Origin of the sequence: Massilia paldalensis (assembly GCF_044901715.1) — a bacterium.
GTDB lineage: Bacteria > Pseudomonadota > Gammaproteobacteria > Burkholderiales > Burkholderiaceae_D > Telluria > Telluria paldalensis.
Genome location: NZ_JBJCIU010000001.1, coordinates 1143463 through 1163697, shown reverse-complemented (window position 1 = coordinate 1163697; position 20235 = coordinate 1143463). Strand labels below are relative to the sequence as shown.

At 66.1% G+C, this 20235-nt stretch carries 21 protein-coding genes and 1 tRNA gene; 6 read left to right on the top strand and 16 right to left on the bottom strand.

Annotation, left to right across the window (positions count from 1 at the left end; all coding sequences use genetic code 11):
- Positions 1–65: 65 nt before the first annotated feature.
- The 7 genes from pheT to ACI1V7_RS05180 all read right to left on the bottom strand — a co-directional run bounded on the left by pheT (position 66) and on the right by ACI1V7_RS05180 (position 7409).
- The gene (pheT, locus tag ACI1V7_RS05210) at positions 66–2489 is read right to left on the bottom strand and encodes a phenylalanine--tRNA ligase subunit beta (RefSeq protein ID WP_404530679.1); all 2424 of its coding nucleotides are present in this window, start codon (positions 2487–2489) and stop codon (positions 66–68) included.
- A gap of 35 nt (positions 2490–2524) precedes the next feature.
- Positions 2525–3541: a phenylalanine--tRNA ligase subunit alpha gene (pheS, locus tag ACI1V7_RS05205; RefSeq protein WP_404530678.1), complete on the bottom strand. Its 1017-nt coding sequence runs from the start codon at positions 3539–3541 to the stop codon at positions 2525–2527.
- A 139-nt stretch (positions 3542–3680) separates the two neighbouring features.
- Entirely contained in the window at positions 3681–4040 is a 360-nt protein-coding gene (gene rplT, locus ACI1V7_RS05200) for a 50S ribosomal protein L20 (protein ID WP_047826396.1), read from the bottom strand.
- 22 nt (positions 4041–4062) lie between these two features.
- Positions 4063–4263 carry a 50S ribosomal protein L35 gene (gene rpmI, locus ACI1V7_RS05195; RefSeq protein ID WP_036228503.1) on the bottom strand — a complete coding sequence of 67 codons (201 nt, stop codon included), beginning with the start codon at positions 4261–4263 and terminating at the stop codon, positions 4063–4065.
- Between the two features lie 317 nt (positions 4264–4580).
- Positions 4581–5132: a translation initiation factor IF-3 gene (gene infC / locus ACI1V7_RS05190; RefSeq protein WP_290411388.1), complete on the bottom strand. Its 552-nt coding sequence runs from the start codon at positions 5130–5132 to the stop codon at positions 4581–4583.
- Between the two features lie 26 nt (positions 5133–5158).
- Positions 5159–7069 carry a threonine--tRNA ligase gene (thrS, locus tag ACI1V7_RS05185; protein WP_404530677.1) on the bottom strand — a complete coding sequence of 637 codons (1911 nt, stop codon included), beginning with the start codon at positions 7067–7069 and terminating at the stop codon, positions 5159–5161.
- Positions 7070–7332: 263 nt separating this feature from the next.
- A tRNA-Val gene (locus ACI1V7_RS05180) sits at positions 7333–7409 on the bottom strand.
- 128 nt (positions 7410–7537) lie between these two features.
- On the opposite strand from ACI1V7_RS05180, the gene ACI1V7_RS05175 reads away from it, so the two are divergent.
- The 3 genes from ACI1V7_RS05175 to ACI1V7_RS05165 all read left to right on the top strand — a co-directional run bounded on the left by ACI1V7_RS05175 (position 7538) and on the right by ACI1V7_RS05165 (position 9842).
- Positions 7538–8452, top strand: coding sequence for a cation diffusion facilitator family transporter (locus ACI1V7_RS05175; protein WP_404530676.1), 915 nt, complete (start codon positions 7538–7540; stop codon positions 8450–8452).
- Positions 8453–8633: 181 nt separating this feature from the next.
- On the top strand, positions 8634–9608 hold the full coding sequence (locus tag ACI1V7_RS05170; RefSeq protein ID WP_404530675.1) for an NAD(P)/FAD-dependent oxidoreductase: 975 nt from the start codon (positions 8634–8636) through the stop codon (positions 9606–9608).
- 42 nt (positions 9609–9650) lie between these two features.
- Positions 9651–9842 (top strand): hypothetical protein, encoded by a 192-nt coding sequence (locus ACI1V7_RS05165; RefSeq protein WP_404530674.1) that lies wholly within the window; start codon positions 9651–9653, stop codon positions 9840–9842.
- Between the two features lie 42 nt (positions 9843–9884).
- On the opposite strand, the gene ACI1V7_RS05160 is transcribed toward ACI1V7_RS05165, so the two are convergent.
- The 8 genes from ACI1V7_RS05160 to ACI1V7_RS05125 all read right to left on the bottom strand — a co-directional run bounded on the left by ACI1V7_RS05160 (position 9885) and on the right by ACI1V7_RS05125 (position 16881).
- Positions 9885–10688, bottom strand: coding sequence for an alpha/beta fold hydrolase (locus ACI1V7_RS05160; RefSeq protein WP_404530673.1), 804 nt, complete (start codon positions 10686–10688; stop codon positions 9885–9887).
- A 106-nt stretch (positions 10689–10794) separates the two neighbouring features.
- A complete protein-coding gene (locus ACI1V7_RS05155; RefSeq protein WP_404530672.1) occupies positions 10795–11430 on the bottom strand; it encodes a lipoprotein in 636 nt (211 codons plus the stop codon).
- A complete protein-coding gene (locus tag ACI1V7_RS05150) occupies positions 11427–12356 on the bottom strand; it encodes an MlaD family protein (protein WP_404530671.1) in 930 nt (309 codons plus the stop codon). The genes ACI1V7_RS05155 and ACI1V7_RS05150 overlap by 4 nt, the downstream gene beginning before the upstream one ends.
- A gap of 34 nt (positions 12357–12390) precedes the next feature.
- Complete coding sequence (locus ACI1V7_RS05145) at positions 12391–13029, bottom strand: MlaE family ABC transporter permease (RefSeq protein WP_404531545.1); 639 nt, start codon at positions 13027–13029, stop codon at positions 12391–12393.
- A 6-nt stretch (positions 13030–13035) separates the two neighbouring features.
- The gene (locus ACI1V7_RS05140) at positions 13036–13173 is read right to left on the bottom strand and encodes a hypothetical protein (protein ID WP_404530670.1); all 138 of its coding nucleotides are present in this window, start codon (positions 13171–13173) and stop codon (positions 13036–13038) included.
- A 145-nt stretch (positions 13174–13318) separates the two neighbouring features.
- Positions 13319–15565 carry a RelA/SpoT family protein gene (locus ACI1V7_RS05135; RefSeq protein ID WP_404530669.1) on the bottom strand — a complete coding sequence of 749 codons (2247 nt, stop codon included), beginning with the start codon at positions 15563–15565 and terminating at the stop codon, positions 13319–13321.
- Between the two features lie 9 nt (positions 15566–15574).
- Complete coding sequence (locus ACI1V7_RS05130; RefSeq protein WP_404530668.1) at positions 15575–15925, bottom strand: RidA family protein; 351 nt, start codon at positions 15923–15925, stop codon at positions 15575–15577.
- A 62-nt stretch (positions 15926–15987) separates the two neighbouring features.
- Positions 15988–16881 carry an alpha/beta fold hydrolase gene (locus ACI1V7_RS05125; protein WP_404530667.1) on the bottom strand — a complete coding sequence of 298 codons (894 nt, stop codon included), beginning with the start codon at positions 16879–16881 and terminating at the stop codon, positions 15988–15990.
- A gap of 135 nt (positions 16882–17016) precedes the next feature.
- Between ACI1V7_RS05125 and ACI1V7_RS05120 the strand changes: the two genes are divergently transcribed.
- A complete protein-coding gene (locus tag ACI1V7_RS05120) occupies positions 17017–17811 on the top strand; it encodes a 3-hydroxybutyrate dehydrogenase (RefSeq protein WP_404530666.1) in 795 nt (264 codons plus the stop codon).
- A gap of 46 nt (positions 17812–17857) precedes the next feature.
- Positions 17858–18238: a hypothetical protein gene (locus ACI1V7_RS05115; protein ID WP_404530665.1), complete on the top strand. Its 381-nt coding sequence runs from the start codon at positions 17858–17860 to the stop codon at positions 18236–18238.
- A 6-nt stretch (positions 18239–18244) separates the two neighbouring features.
- Here the strand turns inward: ACI1V7_RS05115 and ACI1V7_RS05110 are convergent, their stop codons facing one another.
- Complete coding sequence (locus ACI1V7_RS05110) at positions 18245–18802, bottom strand: hypothetical protein (RefSeq protein WP_404530664.1); 558 nt, start codon at positions 18800–18802, stop codon at positions 18245–18247.
- 85 nt (positions 18803–18887) lie between these two features.
- Here ACI1V7_RS05110 and ACI1V7_RS05105 point away from each other — a divergent pair, with 85 nt between their 5' ends.
- Positions 18888–20186, top strand: coding sequence for a metal-dependent hydrolase family protein (locus ACI1V7_RS05105; RefSeq protein ID WP_404530663.1), 1299 nt, complete (start codon positions 18888–18890; stop codon positions 20184–20186).
- The last annotated feature ends 49 nt before the right edge of the window (positions 20187–20235 follow it).

Here is a 20235-nt window from a genome sequence, read left to right as displayed (position 1 = left end):
TGGGGGCGCGGGCGGCTGCCCGCTGCCCCGGTCAGGCACGGTGTCCCTACGAACCCGTGCCCTTGTCAAGCGCGAAGTTTCGCGCCCCGTTGTTGCGCTGCGGTAGCGAGCGCGGCCATGATGGCCTCGACCGCATCGTCCTGCAGCGTCGATTGAGTATCTTGCAAGCCAAAGCGGAAAGCAAGGCTTTTTTCATCCGACTCCAGGCCCTTGCCGCGATATTCATCAAATAAAACAACGGCTTGCACGAGCTTGCCGAGCGGGTTCGCGGCCAGTTCGGCATGGAAGGCGTCGATCAGCGCCTGGGCCGGAACGTCCTGCTTGACCACCAGCGCCAGGTCGCGCGTGGCGCCCGGGAACTTGGAAATCTCGGCATAGGCGGGCACCGCGCGGGCACGCAGGGCGTCCGCATCGACCTCGAACAGCACGGGCGCCTGCGGCAGGTCGTACTTCTGCAGCCAGCGCGGATGCAGTTCGCCGACGATGCCCACGACCTTGCCGTCGACTTCGACGGAGGCGCAGCGTCCCGGGTGCAGCGCCGGATGTTCCGCCTTGGCGAAACGGACGGCGCGCGGCGCGAACAGCGCTTCCAGGTCGCCCTTGACGTCGAAGAAGTCGACGGCGCGGGTGGGCGCGCCCCACTGCTCGTCCACGGCCGGGCCGTAGGCGATGGCGGCGACGCGCTTCGGCTGGTCGAAGCCGGCCACGGACAGCGGACCGTCCTGGGCGTCGCTGTTGCGCAGGTACACGGCGCCCACTTCGAACACGCGCACGCGACCGGCCTTGCGGTTCAGGTTGTAGCGCACGTTGGCGAGCAGGCTGCCGATCAGCGTCGAGCGCATCACGCTCATCTGGCTGGCGATCGGATTCTGCAGGCGGATCGGATTCGTGTTGTCGGCGAAGTCCGCTTCCCACCCCTGCTCGACGAAGCTCATGTTCACCACTTCCTGGTAGCCCAGGTCGGCGAGCTGGCGGCGGATGGCGAACAGCGAACGGGTGTTTTCCGGCTCGATCAGCATGGCGCTCGGCGCGACGGGCGGCAGCGTCGGGATGTTTTCGAAGCCGTACACGCGCGCCACTTCCTCGATCAGGTCTTCCTCGATCTCGATGTCGAAGCGGTACGAGGGCGCCGTCACGCGGAACAGGCCTTCCTCGCGTTCGAACGGCAGGTGCAGGCGCGTGAAGATGTCGGCCACCATGTCGTCGCTGACGGGCACGCCGATCACCTTGGCGGCGCGCGCCGTGCGCAGCGTCACTGGCTGGCGCTGCGGCAGGTTCGGGGCCTGGTCGTCGACGGGGCCGACCTTGGTGTCGGTGGTGCCGCAGATCTCGACGATCAGCGAGGTCAGGCGCTCGATATTCTCGACGGTGCCCGCGAAATCGACGCCGCGCTCGAATCGGTGGGCGGCATCGGTCGAGAAGTTGTAGCGGCGCGCGCGGCCCTGGATGGCGTTCGGCCACCAGAACGCCGCTTCCAGGTAGATGTCGGTCGTATCCAGCGTGACAGCGGTGGCGTCGCCGCCCATGATGCCGGCCAGCGATTCGATCTCCTTGTCGTCGGCGATCACGCCGACCCACTCGTCGACCTCGACGGTGTTGCCGTTCAAGAGCTTCAGCGACTCGCCCTTCTTGCCCCAACGCACGTCGATGCCGCCGTGGATCTTGGCCAGGTCGAACACGTGCGACGGCTGGCCCATCTCGAGCATCACGTAGTTGGAGATGTCGACGAGGGCCGACACCGAGCGCTGGCCGCTACGTTCCAGGCGGCGCTTCATCCATTCCGGCGTCGCGGCGCGGGCATTCAGGCCGCGGATGACGCGGCCCGTGAAACGGCCGCAGAGGTCTGGCGCCGAGACCTTGACCGGCAGCACTTCGTCAGTCGACACGGGGACGGGGCGGAACTGCGCCACCGTCAGCGGCTCGCCCGTCAGGGCCGACACTTCGCGCGCCACGCCCAGCACGGACAGGCAGTCCGCCTTGTTCGGAGTCAGCTTGATGGTGAACTTCAGGTCGTTCAATTGCAGGTAGTCGCGGATGTTCTGGCCGACGGGCGCATCTTCCGGCAGCTCCATCAGGCCGCTGCCCTCTTCCGAGATCTTGAGCTCCTTGGCCGAGCACATCATGCCCTGCGACTCGACGCCGCGCAGCTTGCCGACCTTGATCTCGAACGGCTTGCCGTCCGCGCCCGGCGGCAGGACGGCGCCCGCCATCGCGCAGATCGCCTTCATGCCGGCGCGCACGTTCGGGGCGCCGCACACGATGTTCAGCAGCGTGCCCGTGCCGACGTCGACCTGGCACACGTTCAGGCGGTCCGCGTTCGGGTGCTTGGCCACTTCCTTGACTTCGGCCACGACCACGTTCGAGAACGGCGGCGCGACGGCTTCGACTTCCTCGACCTCCAGGCCGGACATCGTGAGCAGGTGGGCCAGTTCGTCCGAATTCATCTTCGGATCGACCATGGTACGGAGCCAGTTTTCAGAGAATTGCATAATTGTTTGCTTTCGTTTGATCGAACGGTGTCTGCTTAATTGAACTGCTTGAGGAAGCGCAAATCGCCCTCGTAGAACAGTCGCAGGTCGTTGATGCCGTAGCGCAGCATCGTCAGGCGCTCGAGGCCGGAGCCGAACGCGAAGCCGATGAATTTCTCGGGGTCCAGGCCGAAGTTGCGCACGACGGTCGGGTGCACCTGGCCGGCGCCCGACACTTCCAGCCAGCGGCCCTTCAGCGGGCCGGAACCGAAGGCGATGTCGATCTCGGCCGACGGTTCGGTGAACGGGAAGTAGGACGGGCGGAAGCGCACCTGCAGGTCGTCGGTCTCGAAGAAGGCCTTGACGAAATTCAGGTAGACGCCTTTCAGGTCGGCGAAGCTGATGTCCTCGCCGATCCACAGGCCTTCGACCTGGTGGAACATCGGCGAGTGGGTGGCGTCGCTGTCGACGCGGTAGGTGCGGCCCGGCGCGATCACCTTGATCGGCGGGGTATGGGTGCGGGCATAGCGCACCTGCATGGGACTCGTGTGGGTGCGCAGCAGCAGCGGCTTGCCCGTGCTGTCCTGGCCTTCGATGTAGAACGTGTCCTGCATCGAGCGGGCCGGGTGGTTTTCCGGGCTGTTCAGCGCGGTGAAGTTGGTCCAGTCGGTTTCGATCTCGGGGCCGTCGGCCACGTCGAAACCGATCGAGCGGAAGATCTGTTCGACCCGCTCCCAGGTACGCATGACGGGGTGGATGCCGCCCATCGAGCGGCCGCGGCCGGGCAGCGTGACGTCGATCGATTCGGCGTTCAGGCGCGCCATCAGTTGCGCGTTGGCGAGGTCCTCGCGGCGGGCGGTCAATGCCTGTTCGATTTTTTCTTTGGCAGCATTGATCAGGGCGCCCTGGGCCTTGCGCTGCTCCGGGTCGAGCTTGCCGAGGCCCTTCATCAGTTCGGTCACCTGGCCGGTCTTGCCCAGGTACTTCGCTTTTGCGTTTTCGAGCGCGGCAGCGTCCTGGGCGCTACTGAAATCGGATTGGGCCGAGACGACGAGTTCTTCCAGCGAGTTCATGGATATTCTTTTCCTGTTTTGATGGCGGGAGGCGCCAGAAACAAAAACAGGGCATCGGTCTGTTCAACCTTTGCCCCGTCCTTTGTGCAGCGGCGGCCTTGCGGCAGCGCGCTGCTGTAGTGCTTGTTGCTGACGCGTATTAGGCAGCCAGCTTGGTCTTGACGGTGTTCACGATAGCGGCAAAAGCCGGCTTGTCGTTGACAGCCATGTCGGCCAGGACTTTACGGTCCAGTTCAATCGCGGCTTTCTTCAGGCCGTTCATGAAGGCGCTGTAGGTCATGCCGTGCGAACGCGAAGCCGCGTTGATACGGGTGATCCACAGTGCGCGGAAGACGCGCTTCTTGTTGCGACGGTCGCGGTAGGCGTACTGGCCAGCGCGCATGACTGCTTGCTTGGCAATACGGAATACCTTGCTGCGACGGCCACGATAGCCTTTGGCAAGTTCAAGAACTTTCTTGTGACGGGCACGTGCAGTAACCCCACGTTTTACTCGAGGCATGGTAGCTCCTTAAGATGTGAGATTAAACAGCAGACGGCATCATGCGGTAGACGCTTTGGACGTCCGACGCGTTGATGTTACGGGTGCCACGCAGCTGGCGCTTGTTCTTGGTGGTCTTCTTGGTCAGGATGTGACGCTTGAACGCCATACCCGATTTCACGGTACCACCCGGGCGCACGCGAAAACGCTTCTTCGCGGAGCTTTTGGTTTTCATTTTCGGCATAGTCTTCTGCCCTTCTACAGGCAGCCTCATATGTAACAGGATTGCAGGTGGCAGCAACGCTGCTCTTGGATGCCTGCTTTCACTTGTTTCTGCAGCAGAAGCGAGTCCACTACAGTCTTGCTTTCCCGCATCAGCAAACACGGGAACCGCAGATTCTAACACAGGTTTCGCACGAAATGTGCGCCCTCGTCCATGCCTGCGCACCGCACGCGATACAAAGCAGAAAAGGACCAGGCCCGGTCCGGCTTGCGCCGGTCCGGGACCTGGTCCTGCTGACTTGTCACGACGGGCGCGCAGCACGCCCGGGTCACGAAGAATTATTTCTTCTTCTTCGGCGCAACCACCATGATCATCTGGCGGCCTTCCAGTTTCGGGAACTGCTCGACCTGGCCATACGGCTCGAGGTCGCCGCGCAGGCGTTCCAGCATGCGTGCGCCGATGTCCTGGTGGGCCATCTCGCGGCCGCGGAAGCGCAGGGTGATCTTGGTCTTGTCGCCCTCTTCCAGGAACTTGATCAGGTTACGCAGCTTGATGCTGTAGTCGCCTTCGTCCGTACCAGGACGGAACTTGATCTCCTTGACCTGGATGATCTTCTGCTTCAGCTTCGCTTCGTGCGCTTTCTTCTGTTCCGAATACTTGAACTTGCCGTAATCCATCAGGCGGCAGACCGGCGGGACCGCGTTCGGCGCGATCTCGACCAGGTCCACGTTTTTCTCTTCGGCCAGACGAAACGCTTCGGCCAGGCTCACGATGCCCAGAGGCTCATTATCGACACCATTCAGGCGCATTTCCGGATGGGTGATTTCGCCATTGATGCGATTTTGCGACTTGTCAGTAGCTATGTTGTTTCCTTTGAAAGTATGAGTAATCGGGCCGTCTCAAGGCGGATGGTGCTTTACTTCGCCTTGGATGCTACCTCGCTCTGGAGGCGTTCCAGCAGCGCATCGATCGACATCACGCCGAGATCGACATTGCCGCGTGCGCGAACGGCCACGGTGTTTGCATCCCGTTCTTTATCGCCGACAACTAAGATGTACGGCAGTTTTTGGACGGAATGTTCACGGATTTTATAGGTAATCTTCTCGTTTCGCAAATCAGCGTGAACGCGGAGGCCAGCGGCTTTCAGCTTGGCTTCGACCTCCTTCACATAAGATGCTTGCGCATCCGAGATATTCAAGACCGCCACTTGCACCGGCGCCAGCCACAGGGGCAGCGCACCGGCATAGTTCTCGATCAGGATGCCGATGAAGCGCTCCATCGAACCCACGATCGCACGGTGCAGCATCACGGGCACCTTGCGGGTATTGTCTTCCGCGACGTATTCGGCGCCGAGGCGGCCCGGCATCGAGAAGTCGACCTGCATGGTGCCGACCTGCCACGGACGGCCCAGGCTGTCCTTCAGGTGGTACTCGATCTTCGGACCATAGAAGGCGCCCTCGCCCGGCAGCTCGGTCCAGGTCACGCCGCAGCCGCGCAGCGCCGAACGCAGCGCTTCCTCGGCCTGGTCCCAGACTTCGTCGGAGCCGATGCGGTTTTCCGGACGCAGCGCGATCTTGACGTCGATGTTCTCGAAGCCGAAGTCCTCGTACACCTTCATCGCCTGGGCGTGGAAGGCCACGACTTCCGGCGCGATCTGCTCTTCGGTGCAGAACACGTGGCCGTCGTCCTGGGTAAAGCCGCGCACGCGCATCAGGCCGTGCAGCGCGCCCGACGATTCGTTGCGGTGGCACTGGCCGAACTCGCCGTAACGCAGCGGCAGGTCGCGGTAGGAACGCAGGCCGGCGTTATAGATCTGCACGTGGCCCGGGCAGTTCATGGGCTTCAGCGCATAGGTGCGGTTCTCCGACTCGGTCGTGAACATGTTTTCACGATAATTGTCCCAGTGGCCGGTCTTCTTCCACAGCGACACGTCGATGATCTGCGGCGCCTTGACTTCGTCGTAGCCGGTGGTCTGGTAGGTCTTGCGCATGTACTGCTCGACCTGCTGCCAGATCGCCCAGCCCTTCGGGTGCCAGAAGATCAGGCCCGGGGCCTCGTCCTGGAAGTGGAAGAAGTCCAGTTGCTTTCCGAGTTTCCTGTGGTCGCGCTTTTCCGCTTCTTCCAGCATGTGCAGGTACTGCTCCTGGTCTTCCTTCCTGGTCCAGGCGGTGCCGTAGACGCGCTGCAGCATCTCGTTCTTCGAGTCGCCGCGCCAGTAGGCGCCGGCCAGCTTCATCAGCTTGAACACCTTCAGCTTGCCGGTCGACGGCACGTGCGGGCCGCGGCACAGGTCGGTGAACTTGCCTTCCGAATACAGCGACACATCCTCGTTCGCGGGGATCGAGGCAATGATCTCGGCCTTGTAGTCTTCGCCGATCGACTTGAAGTAGGCGACGGCTTCGTCGCGCGGCAGCACCTTGCGGGTCACCGGCTCGTCCTTCTTGGCCAGCTCGACCATTTTCTTTTCGATCGCCTGCAGGTCTTCCGGGGTGAACGGGCGCTTGTACGAGAAGTCGTAATAGAAACCGTTGTCGATGACGGGGCCGATGGTGACTTGCGCTTCCGGGAACAGTTCCTTGACGGCGTAGGCCAGCAGGTGGGCGGTCGAATGGCGGATGACGTCCAGGCCTTCCGGATCCTTGTCCGTGACGATGGCGAGGTCGGCATCGTGGTCGATCAGGAAGGAAGTGTCGACCACCTTGCCGTCGACCTTGCCGGCCAGCGCGGCCTTGGCCAGGCTCGGGGCGATGCTGGACGCCACCTGGGCGACGGTCACCGGGCCTTCGAATTGACGGGTCGAACCATCGGGAAGACGTACATTCAACATTGTGAGCTCCATGTCGGCGCCGTTGCGCCCGTTGATATTACAAAAATTGAAACTAAAATAACCTGGACGAAAAAAAACGCGCACTAGGCGCGTTTCATTCAGTGTTGTCGTGTTTCTCGAGACAAAAGCACACCATACCGCGTCTAGCGATTCCCCCACAACTGCGTTGTAGTTCGCGGTGTCATAACCGTTTTGTGCCTTTCTCGCTCTTACTGACGACAAGAGCGGAAAACCGAAGTTCCCCGCGCTTGCCTTTGGTGTTCTGGTGGGCGGTGCAGAATTCGAATCTGCGACCCCTTGGATGTCGACCAAGTATTCTAACCAGCTGAACTAACCGCCCGTATGCCGCTATTATAGGGAGAACCATGCGATTACGCAAGGTCATGCGCTTCGGGCGGACAAATGGTGGCCACCACGGGGCCACCGGAAGCACGTATACTGCCCGCCTGCCCCACTCTTCGCACCGCCATGTCCGACCATTCCGCCTCCTCCGCCGACTTTCACGCCCACCTCGACGGCGATGCCCGCCACGGCCATACCATCGAAGGGCGCAGCCAGAAGGCGATGGGGCTGGCGCTGGGCCTGACGCTGCTGTTCGCGCTGATCGAGGCGGTCACCGGCGTCATGTCGAATTCGCTGGCGCTGATCTCGGACGCCGGCCACATGGTCACCGATGCGGCCGCCCTCGGCCTGGCGCTGCTGGCCCAGCTGATCGCCAAGCGGCCGCCGTCGGCGCGCCATTCGTTCGGCTTCGTGCGCGCCGAGGCCTTGGCCGCCTTCGTCAACAGCCTGGCCATGCTCCTGCTGGTGGCCTGGATCGTCTACGAGGCGGCGCAGCGCCTCGTGCACCCGGAGCACGTGCAGGGCGGCGTCGTGTTCGTCGTTGCCGCGATCGGCGGCGGCATCAATATCGTGGTCGCCTGGGTGCTGTCGCGCGACGAGCAGAGCATCAATACCCGCGCCGCCCTCGTCAACGTGCTGGGCGACCTGCTCGGCTCGGCCGCCGCGATCGCCGCCGGCGCCATCATCCACTTCACGGGCTGGGTGCGCATCGACCCGATCCTGTCGATCTTCGTGTCGCTGCTGATCCTGCGCTCGACCGTGGGCATCCTGCGCGAGTCCTACCACTTCCTGATGGAAGGCGTGCCGCACCACATCGACTACGTGCAGGTCGGCACCGACCTGGCGGCCGTGCCGGGCGTGTCTTCCGTGCACGACCTGCACGTCTGGGACATGTCGCCGGGCGAGCCGGCCCTGATCGGCCATGTGCAGGTCGCGGACCTGGGGGCCTGGCCTGCCGTGCTGGAAGCGGCCAAGGCCGTGCTGCGCGAAAAGCATGGCATCGACCACGTGACGCTGCAGCCGGAAATACACAACCACTGAAACACCGCCATCGAGGCGCCGCCGCTGCGCGCAAAAGGACTTGTGTAAGCCCGCTCCGACCCGCCTGCGGCGCGCACGCCGATAGCCCGGCCGCCGGACTGCTGCGGATAATCGGTGCATGTCCACACACTCCCACGCCCCTGACTCACATGTGCATGACTCACATGTGCATGACTCACATGTGCATGACTCACATGTCCATGATGTGCTGGTCGTCGGCGGCGGTCCCGGCGGCCTGACCGCCGCGATCTACCTGCGCCGCTTCACCCGCGACGTCGCCCTCGTCGACAAGGGCAACAGCCGCCTGCGTCTGATCCCCGTCTCCCACAACTACCCCGGCTTTCCCGACGGCGTGCCCGGCACCACGCTGCTGGGCAACCTGACGGCCCAGCTGGAACGCTACGGCGGAACGATAACGCACGGCGAGATCCTCGACCTGCGCATCGAGAACGGCGTGTTCGTCGCCGACTGCTTGCCGGAGGGCGCACCGGACGACGCGCGCTGCGAGATCCGCGCCCACACGGTGCTGCTGGCCACCGGCGTGGCCGACGCGGGACTGCCCATCGAAATGTGGCGCGAGGCGATCGCCTTCGGCTCCGTGCGGCTGTGCCCCGTGTGCGACGGCTTCGACGTGATGGACAAGCACATCGCCGTGGCGACGTCGGAAGTGAATCCCGTCGGCCATGCGCTGTTCATGCGCACCTTCAGCGCCGAGGTCACGCTGTTCGAACGCATGTCGCCCACGTCGCTGACGGACGACGACCGCCGCCGCCTGGCCGCCGCCGGCGTGCGCCTGGTCGATTCGCCGCTGCTGTCGGTGACGCTGGACGCGTCGATGAAGCCCGTGCTGCACACGGAAGACGGGCAGGAACACGGCGCCGACGTGTTCTATCCGATGCTGGGAGAGAATGCCCGCTCCGGCCTGGCGGCGAAGCTGGGCGCCGAGACGGCGCAGTGCGAGGAAATCGTCGTCGACGTGCACGGCGCGACCTCGGTGCCGGGCCTGTACGCGATCGGGGACGTCACGGTCGGCCTGAACCAGATCGCCGTCGCGACGGGCCAGGCCGCAAGGGCCGCCACCCATATCCACAACCGCCTGCCGCCGGCGCTGCGCATGGGATCCACCCGCCCACCCTCGCTCGGCACGACGATGTAAGCTAGGGTCATCGACCCGATACGGATACGAAGAAGGAGCACCATGGCGGCATTCGACCTCTCCGACTATACCCTGGGCGAACTGAAAGGCCTGCTGTTCGACGTCGAGCAGGCCATCAAGGCACGCCGGCGCCAGGAACTGCAAGGGGCCCAGGCGCGCATCGCCGAGATCGCGCGCGATGCCGGCATTCCCATCGACGCCCTGCTCGACGCGAAACGCCGGCAGCAGGGCTGACGCCTCACCGACCGGCCTGCATGGCCGGCCCGGTCAGCGAACTTACTTGGCCGTCGCCGCTTCCTCGATCAGCTTCGCCACCTCGGCCGGGTGCGACACCATCACCACGTGCGAGGCGCCGTCGACGGTGACGGTGTGGCGCGATTTCGCGCGCTCGGCCATGAACGCCATCGCCGCCGGCGGGATGTTCTTGTCCTGCTTGCCGTAGATCGACCACGACGGGATCTTCTTCCATGCCGGCTCGCCCGAGGCTTCCTTCAGGGCCGCATCCGTCACCGGGCGCTGGCCGGCGGCCATCAGCACGGCCTTGGCGTGGGGCACGTCGGCGGCGAACTGCGCCGGGAATTTCTGCTGGTCGATGTACAGGTCGGTGCCTCCGCCCGCCAGCGGCACCGGCTTGGCCAGCGCCGGTCCCAGCGTGCTGCCCGGGAACTTGTTGCTCAGGTCGAGCGCGCTCTCGCCCTTGTCCGGCGCGAACGCCGACACGTAGACGAGGGCCTTCACGTTGGCCTGGCCGTTCGCCGCGGCCGTGATGACGGAGCCGCCGTAGGAGTGCCCCACCAGCACGACGGGACCGCCCACGCTCTTGAGCACGGACGCCACGAACTCGGCGTCGCCCTTGACGCTGCGCAGCGGGTTGGCCGCGCCGATCACGCGGTAGCCGTCGGCCTGCAGCTTGGCGGTGACGCCGTCCCAGCTCGACGAATCGGCGAAGGCGCCGTGCACCAGCACGACGGTGGGCTTGGCGGCGGCGTTCTGGGCAGCGGCCGGCGATGCGGCGCCAAGCAGGAGCGGCAGCGCGGCGGCGGCCAGCAGGGTGATGTTCTTGATGTTGTAGGTGTTCATGGAAGGCTCCTGACGATGTCGGCACCGCACGATGCGGCGCCAGCAAGCCATGCTAGCAGCGGATTCCCGCGCTGCCCCCTGCCCTACGGCCAGCCGTTGACGCCTGCTAACGGTCCTGCCCGACGAGCTCAATGCGCCGCCGCACGGCCGCCGCCGCCGCCGTGTCGCCGGCGTCCTGCGCGCGCCGTTCCTGCACGCCGAGCCAGGCCAGCAGCGGCCGGCGCCAGCCCTGGTTCGATGCCGTCTCGACGGCGGCGCCGATGTCGGCCGGGGTCAGCCTGCCCGCCTTCAGCAGCGCGCCGGCGGCCACGAGGAGCCCCAGCGGATCGGCCACGCCCGCGATGCCGGCGCCGGCGACGACGGGGCGGTGCTGCGCGGGCAGGCTGGCCGCGTCCAGGCCGCTCCAGCGGCCGTCGAGATAGGCGGCGTAGGCGCGCTGCGCGGCCGTCGCATCGGACGCCAGCGCGGCGAAGCCCGGGCAGGCATAGTCGAGCGCCGCGACGTGCGCGGCGCAGCGCACGAGCTCAACCTGCGCCACCTGGTCGAAACGGCCCGTGTCGGCCGCCGCGCGCCGGGCGCGGGCGAAGTCGGCCTCGGCGGCCGCGCTGTCGCCGTGCAGCCAGGCATCGGTAAAGCCTTCCAGCGCGCCGTGGGCATCCTGCTGCCAGGCGGGCGGCTGGGGCTTGCTGGCGCAGCCGGCCAGGACGGCGGCGGCGAGGATCGTCAGGAAGGTCCTGTTCATGGCAGCTTGATCTCCGTATCGCGCTTGAACGGCCACTTGCGGTCGATCTCGTCGACGAGGCGGTTCACCTTGCGCAGGCTGGCGTCGACCTCGCCGCGCAGGCGGCCCAGGTCCTCGGTGGCGGTGCGGGTATTGGCGCCGATGGCCTGGGCTTCGACCAGCACCGCGTCGACCTTCTGCAGCGTCGTGCGTGCATCCTTCAGCACGCCGTTCAGTTGCTGCAGCGCGGCCTGGGTGTCGTCCATCACGCCGTCCTTGCCGAACACGCGGCGGTCGGCCTTGGCGAGGATCGTGTCGACCCGGCGCAGCGTCTGCAGCAGCTGCTGCGCCTCGGCGTCGCCGCCCAGCGCCGTGCCCAGCACGCCATAGCGGCCGTTGAGCTTTCCGGTCAGCGTCTCGACGTTGTTCAGCGTGTTGCCGATGGCGGAATCGGAACGGGTCAGCGCCTCCAGGTTTTCCAGCAGCGTGCGCGCCGTGCCCAGCAGGCGCGGGATCTCGGCCGTGGCGTCGCCGCGCAGCACGGGACGCTGCGACTTGTCGGGCAGCGGCGGATCGGTCAGGATGCCGCTGTAGGCGCGCAGCCGGGTCTCGCCGACGATGCTGCGCTCGAGCGTGAACACGCTCGTGGTACGCAGCCATTTCGCATCGTCGCGGGCGATGTCGACCAGGATGTTGACCTTGCCGTCCGCGCCCAGGTCGACCTGGCGCACGCGGCCGATCGGAAAGCCCGCGAAGGTCATGTCCATGCCGGGGATGACGCCCTCGGAATCGTCGGCGACGAGGGTCAGGCGCTGGGTCTCCTGGAACACGCCGCGCGCGTACATCACGTACAGGAAGAAGGCGACGATCAGGGCGCCGATGACGACCAGCAGGATCAGGGCCTTGGTCTCGACGTGTTTCGGTTCGTCCGGGAGCGGTTCCGCCATGCGTGGTCCTTTACTTGTTCGTTTACTTGTTCAATCAGACGTATTTCAGTGCCAGCGAACTGGCTTCGATGAGCAGCAGCACGAACAACAGGCGCAGCGCGCCCGGCTGCACGTTGGAGCGCTGGCGCCAGCCGTGGCGCAGCGACTCGAGGATCGCCGCGCTGGGGATCACGGCCACGGCCAGGCCGAACAGCACGGTCTTGCACACGAAGCCCACGGTGACGGTCGGATCGAACACCCGTCCGACCGTGCGCGTATAGTCGCCCAGCCCCCACGGCGACAGCCCGTACACGTTCAGGTAGGCCAGCACGAGGACGACGACGCTGCTCGCCATGGCCAGGCTGAGCACGGAAAAGGCATTGGCCAGCAGCTGGGGCACGAGGTCGCGGCGCAGGCGCTGCAGCGCTTCGCCGGCGGCGGCATCGACGGGAACGCCGCTCCTGGCCAGGCCCAGCGCGGCCGCGTCGAAGGCCATGCTGGAGCGCAGCGCCGCGAACAGCGCCGCCGACAGGGGAATCAGTTCCAGCACCAGCACGCGCACCACCATCTCCAGCGCGAAGCGCGACAGCCCGTAGCTCTGCGCCGTCACCAGCACGATGCGGATGATGACGAGGCTTACCAGGGCCGTGAGCAGCGTGAACCAGGGCAGCACCTGCCAGGCGCTGGCGTAGATGTGGCGCTAGGTCGCCAGGCGGTTGGCGCGGTTCCATGTCGACGGCGACAGCGCCATCACGAGGGCCACCGCGCCCAGGTGCAGCATGTTCCACCAGCTGCGCAGGTAGCGCGCGGCGTGGACGCCCCAGCGGGAGGGCTTCATGTACAGGAGCGATGAGAGCGGCATGGTGAGATGATACAGTCAATACTATTGTCGCTGCGATACGGTTGGGCTGGGGCGACGGTGCAGTGGCGTTGGGTGGGCACGTGGTGCCCACCCTACGTGGATGCAACGCACCGGCGACGCATCACGTACGTTTGGCTTCGATCACGCCCTGGACCTCGCCGATGGCGGCGATCGCCTTCTGCAACTGGCCGGTGGCCCCGATCTCGGCCGTGAACACCATGCGCGCCTGGCCCTTGGCGCTTTGCGTGTTCACGCCGATCACGTTGATCTTCTCGCGCGTGAGCACTTCGGAGATGTCGCGCAGCAGGCCCTGGCGGTCCTGGGCGAGGATGAAGATGTCGATCGGGTAGACGGTATCCGATCCGGCGCGGCCCCAGTCCGTATCGAGCACGCGCTCGGGCGCCTTGGCCGCCATCTCGGCGAAGTTCTTGCAGCTGGCGCGGTGGATCGAGACGCCCTTGCCGCGCGTGACGAAGCCGACGATCGGGTCCGGCGGCGCCGGCTTGCAGCACCGTGCCAGCTGCGTCATGAGACCCTCGGTGCCCACCACCAGCACGCCCGACTTGGCGCCCTGCTCCACGCTCGAGGCGCGGCTCTTGTTGACGACGTCGACGTCCTGCAGCTCCGGCGCGGCCACGGGTTCGTGCAGCGCCGCTTCCACGTGGCGCAGGCTGAACTTGTCCTTGCCGACGGCGATGAACAGGTCGTCGACCTTGGCGAAGCCCAGCTTGTTCCCGAGCGCGTCGAGGTTGACGGCCGTCTTGCCCTCGCGCTGCAGCGTCTTTTCCACCAGCGCGCGCCCGTTGGCGAGCGTCTCGGCCAGTTCCTGGGCGTGGAACCAGGCGCGGATCTTGGTGCGCGTGCGGCTGCTCACCGTGTAGTCGTTGCCCAGCCAGTCGCGCGACGGGCCGGCGCTGCCGGGCGCCCCCTTGGCGGTGATGATCTCGCAGGTCTGGCCGTTCTTCAGCGGCGTGTTCAGCGGCACCATGATGCCGTCGACCTTGGCGCCGCGGCAGCGGTGCCCGACCTCGCTGTGCAGGTGGTAGGCGAAGTCGATCGGCGTCGCGCCCACGGGCAGCTCCAGCACGCGGGCCTGCGGCGTGAGCACGAAGATGCGGTCGTCCAGCGTCGTCGACTTCAGCTTCTCGACCCACTCGCGCTGCAGTTCCTCGTCGCCCGCGCCCGTGACGGCATCGGCGACCTCGCTCTTCCACGCCAGCAGCTGGCGCAGCCAGGCGATCTTCTCGTCGTACTGCTGGCTCTTGAAGTTGGAGCCGCCCTCTTCCTTGTAGCGCCAGTGCGCCGCCACGCCGTACTCGGCGAAGCCGTGCATTTCCTGGGTGCGGATCTGGACCTCGAGGGGGCGGCCGTCGTCGGCGTTCACGACCGTGTGCAGGGACTGGTAGCCGTTCGGCTTGGGACGCGAGATGTAGTCGTCGAATTCCTTCGGGATCGGCGTCCAGATATTGTGCACGACGCCCAGCACCGTGTAGCAGGTCTTGACGTCGGCGACGATGACGCGGAACGCGCGCACGTCGTACAGCTCGGTGAAGTCGAGGTCCTTGCCGCGCATCTTCTTCCAGATGCTGTAGATGTGCTTGGGCCGGCCGCTGACCTCGGCCTTGATGCCGGCCGCCGCCAGTTCCTTCTGCAGGCGCTCGATCGACGAGGCCACGAAGCTCTCGCGCAGCATGCGCTTCTCTTCGAGCATCTTGGCGATGCGCTTGTAGTTCTCCGGCTCGATCATGCGGAAGGCCAGGTCTTCCAGCTCCCACTTCAGCTGGAAGATGCCGAGGCGGTTCGCCAGCGGCGCATACAGGTCCAGCACTTCGCGGCCGTAGTTGCTGGTGACCTCGTCGAAGCGCTTCTTTTCCGCAAAGTAGCGCAGCGTCGTCACGCAGGACGCCAGGCGCACCAGCACCACGCGCATGTCGCTGGCCATCGCCAGCAGCATCTTGCGCAGTGTCTCGATCTGGGCCAGCGCTTCCTGGGCCGCGTTCTTGCCGCGGCCGACGGGCACCGGGGCGGCCGTCAGGTCGCGCAGGCGGATCAGCTGGTGCACGCCGCGCACCATGTCCGCGACTTCCTTGCCGAAGCGTTCCTCGATCTGCTCGGCCAGCTGCGGCTGCATGATGCACAGCTCGAACAGCAGGCCGGCGATACGCGTCTCGGCATCGCTGCGCAGCATGGCCAGCGTGCCGGCCACGCCGACCGAGAACTCGCCGGCGGACTGGCCGGACGTGGCCAGGCGCTCGCCGTAGCCGGCCAGCGCGAAGTCGAGGGCGGCCTGCACGCGCGCGCAATCGTCCGGCCCGAGGCCGTGCACGAGCTGGGTGGTGGCGTCGCCGAGCGCTGCTGTCGAAACCATGCGCCGGTCTTAGGCCTGGGCCGCGACGATGACGACTTCGACCAGGCAGGCCGGATTGGCCAGCTTCGCCTCCACGGTCGCGCGCGGCGGCGTATGGCCCTGGGCGACCCATTCGTCCCACACGCTGTTCATGCCGGGAAAGTCGGCCATGGTGGCGATGTAGATCTGGGCCGACAGGATGCGCGTCTTGTCGCTGCCCGCTTCCTGCAGCAGGCGGTCGACGTGGCCCAGCACCTCGCGGGTCTGGCCCACGATGTCCTGGCTCGTGTCCTCGGCGATCTGGCCGGCCAGGTACACGGTGCCGTTGTGGATGGCGGTTTCGGACAGGCGCTTGCCTACGTGCAGTCGTTTGATTTCCATACGCTCTTTCATCAGTAAAAAACGGGTCCGGCCATGGCCGGACGAACAATCGGTGCCGGCCTTCAGCCGGTCAGGAATTCCCGTGCGATCGCGATCTGCTCCGGCTGCACGAAGGTCGGCGCATGGCCGACGCCCGCGATCTCGACCAGCCGCGGCCGCGGCCCGCGCCGCGTCATTTCCTCGGCCGTGGCGCGCGACAGCAGGTCGGACAACGCGCCCCGCACCAGCAGCGTCGGGCAGCGGATCGCATCGAACGCCTGCCACAGGCGCGCCTCGTCCGCACGCGCCTGCTGCGCCGTGAGCGCGGCGAACGGGGCGGCCAGCTTCGGGTCGTAGTGGCGCGTCCACTGCCCGTCGGGCAGCCGCACCAGCACGTCGCGCGCCAGCTTGTCCCACTCGGCATCGCTGTGCGGGCCGAACGCGCCCGACACGGTGCGCACGTAGGCGGCGCCCGCCTCGTAGCTGGCGAAGCGCAGGTCCTGGCCGATGTACTCGCCGATGCGCGCCAGCGCGGCCGGGTCCAGCACGGGGCCGATGTCGTTCAGCACCAGGCGCTTGACGGGGCTGTCCGCGAACGAGGCGAGGATCATGCCGACCAGGCCGCCCATCGAGGTGCCGAACCAGTGCACGCCCTCATCGCCATCCGCGCCGTCCGCGCTGCCCTGCGTCACGCGGGCGATCAGCGTGACCATGTCGGCGACGTACTGGGGCACGGCATAGTCGGCGGCGTCGCGCAGGCGCTCGGAGCGGCCGCGTCCGGCAACGTCCGGGCACACGACGCGATAGCGATCCGACAAGGCGGCTGCCAGCGCGTCGAAGTCGTCGGCGACGCGCGTCACCCCGTGCACGCACACGAGCACGCGCGGGTTGGCCGGGTCGCCCCACTCCTTGTATGCCATGCGGTGCAGGCCGGCCGGCGAACTGCACTGCACGGACTTCAGCCTCGCTTCGCTCATGTCCTGGTCTTCCGTCTAGACGCGCCGCCAACATTTTAAACGGCGATACGATTAGAATTCTACCAAGTCTGGCCAATAAAGGCCCAGGCGCTCCAGCCTGGCGCACCGTTCAACCTGTCCATCGAAGGAGATGTCATGCAATCCACCATGTTAAGCGGCAAGACAGCGCTCGTTACCGGCTCGACGTCCGGTATCGGCCTGGGCATCGCCCGCGCGCTCGCCGAACAGGGCGCGAACATCGTGTTCAACGGCTTCGGCGACGCCCAGCAGATCGAGAAGCTGTACACCGACATCGGCCAGGAGTTCGGCGTCCGCACGGCCTATCACAACGCCGACATGTCCAAGCCCGACCAGATCGAGGCGATGATGCGCTTTGCAAGCGATAAATTCGGCGGCGTCGACGTCCTCGTCAACAATGCCGGCATCCAGTACGTGGCCAACGTCGAGGACTTCCCCGTCGAGAAGTGGGATGCCATCATCGCCATCAACCTGACCTCGGCCTTCCACACGAGCCGCCTCGCCCTGCCCTACATGAAGCAGAAGAACTGGGGCCGCATCATCAACCTGGCCTCGGCCCACGGCCTGGTGGCGTCGGCCCAGAAATCGGCCTACGTGGCGGCCAAGCACGGCCTGGTGGGCCTGACCAAGTCGACGGCGCTGGAAACGGCGACGACGGGCGTCACCGCCAACGCCATCTGCCCGGGCTGGGTGCTGACCCCGCTGGTGCAGAAGCAGGTCGACGACCGCGCCGCGCGCGAAGGCATCAGCGGCGAGCAGGCCAAGAAGGACCTGCTGCTGGAAAAACAGCCGTCCGGCGAATTCGTCACTCCGGAAGAACTGGGCGCGCTGGCCGTGTTCTTCTGCAGCCCGGCCGCCAACCAGGTGCGCGGCGCCGCCTGGAACATGGACGGCGGCTGGGTCGCCCAGTAGTCGCCGCTGGCGCTGCAATGGCGCCGCCTCGTCTACAATGGCGCCCATGAACGAAGATCCCATCGAAGTCCGCGGCCTGCACGAGGCCTGCATCGAACTGGCCCACGTCGTCCTGGCGGCGGGCCAGCCGGAGGTGTCGCGCGACATCCTCGAGACGCTCGCGTCCCGGTTCGAGCGCGAAGCCGCCGACTTCGCCCTGATGGTCGCGAACGGCGGCCGCGACACGGCCCTGCTGACACGCGCCGTCCACTACCTGATCGACGCGCACGCGCTGCCGCTGATGGGTACCGACATGGAATGGTTCCGCCAGGCGCTCGCCTGCCTGGTCGAGCTGGCCGTGCCGAACATCGCGCTGTCGGCACGGGGCGGCGCCTTCCTTGCCGACGTCGAGGAAGGCATCCGGCAATCCATGCAGGACATGGAGTAACGACAGTCAAGGCGTCCGGCCAGACTCCGTCTTGCCCAGTTCCTCGATGGCCAGCCTGTACTGGCGCGAGGCCTTGAGACGCTTCAGGTAGCGGATCGGCCGCTTCTTGTCCATGCCGATATCGTAGGTCAGACTGCCACGCACGCCGCAATGGAAGGAACAGCTCGACTCGGCATCTGGCGTGGCTCGGTCGGTCAGCTTCAACCTGCCATGTGATACCCCCACCTTCAATGCGCACGGCGCACGCCCCGGGAGCGGCGGATCCGGGTCGTGGTAGACGAATTCGCCACCTTCGTAGCGCGCCATGCCCGAGATGCCGCAGGTGTGGCCATTGTAGAAATCGAGATGGGCGCGGACGTACGCGTGGTCGGCGTCGAACGGCACGATTTCGACGATGTTCTCAGCCTGGTACGGTTCGTCCGGCTTGCCGGGCACGATGATGCCGCTGCTAAAGCGTTCCTTGTAGACGCCCGCCATCTGCTGCATAAGGCGCACAGGCTCCTGCGCAGCGGCATGCAGGGACAGCATGGACAGGCATATCAGCATCGCGCGCGTCGTTTTCATCACGGTTTCGTAAGGAAAGGATACTCGTCCATCATAGATCATTCTTCGCTATGATTGCGCCTCCATAACGATAAGGAAGACAAGCATGCGGACCTGGGCCAGCTCACTCGCACTCGCCACCCTCACCCTCTTCGGCACCGCGGCCTATGCCGCCGATGCGGCCACGCCGGCCCGCCCCGTACTGATCAGCGCCGAGCGCGTCTGGACCGGGCACGGCGCCGCGCACCAGGGCTGGAGCGTGCTGGTCGCCCAGGGCCGCATCCAGGCCGTCGGCCCGGCATCCGGCATGGCGGTCCCGGCCGACGCCGAGCGCGTCGACCTGCCGGGCAAGACCCTGATCCCCGGCCTGATCGACCTGCACTCGCACGTGCTGCTGCACCCCTATAACGAGACCACCTGGGACGACCAGGTGATCAAGGAAGCGCCCGCCTACCGCATCGCCCTGGCCGTGCGCCACGCGGCCGACACGCTGCAGGCCGGTTTCACGACGCTGCGCGACCTGGGCACCGAGGGCGCCGACTATGCCGACGTCGGCATCAAGCGCGCCATCGACGAAGGCCAGGTCCCGGGCCCGCGCCTGCTCGTCGCCACCCGTGCCATCGTCGCCACGGCCAGCTACGGCCCGGCCGAGCGCAGCTACCGCCCCGACATGGACATTCCCTACGGCGCCCAGCAGGCGACGGGCGTCGACGAGGTCACGAAGGCCGTGCGCGAGCAGGCGTCGCATGGCGCCGACTGGATCAAGTTCTATGCCGACTACCGCACCGGCGTCGACGGCAGCACCCGCCCCACGTTCACGCTGGAGGAAATGAAGGCGATCGTGGCCGCGGCCCACGTCAGCGGCCGCAAGGTGGCGGCCCATGCCAGCAGCGACGACGCGATTCGCCTGGCCGTGCTGGCCGGCGTCGATTCCATCGAACACGGCTACGGCGCCAGCGAGGCCACCTTCAGGCTGATGCTGGAACGCCATACCGCCTATGTGCCGACGCTGACGGCGCCGGAAGCGATCGGCGAATACTTCCAGAAGCACCAGCGCGGCGGCGCCCCGACCCCGGCGATGCAGCAGGCGGCACGCGCCTTCCAGCTGGCGCGCAAGCTGGGCGTCACGATCGGTAACGGCAGCGACGTCGGCGTCTTCACCCACGGCACCAACGAACGCGAACTGGAATGGATGGTGCGCCTGGGCATGAGCCCGACGGATGCGCTGCGGGCCGCCACCGTCGTCGCGGCCGGCATCCTGGCCAAGCCGGAGCTGGGCGCCATCCGCAACGGCAACCTCGCCGACCTCGTCGCCGTCGACGGCGATCCGACGGCGGACATTGGCGCGCTGCGCAAGGTGGGTTTCGTCATGAAAGGAGGCGTTATTCACCGCAGGCAGCAATGATTCTACGCAGCAACTTCTTTCGTTATATGTTGAACGGATATCCTGATAT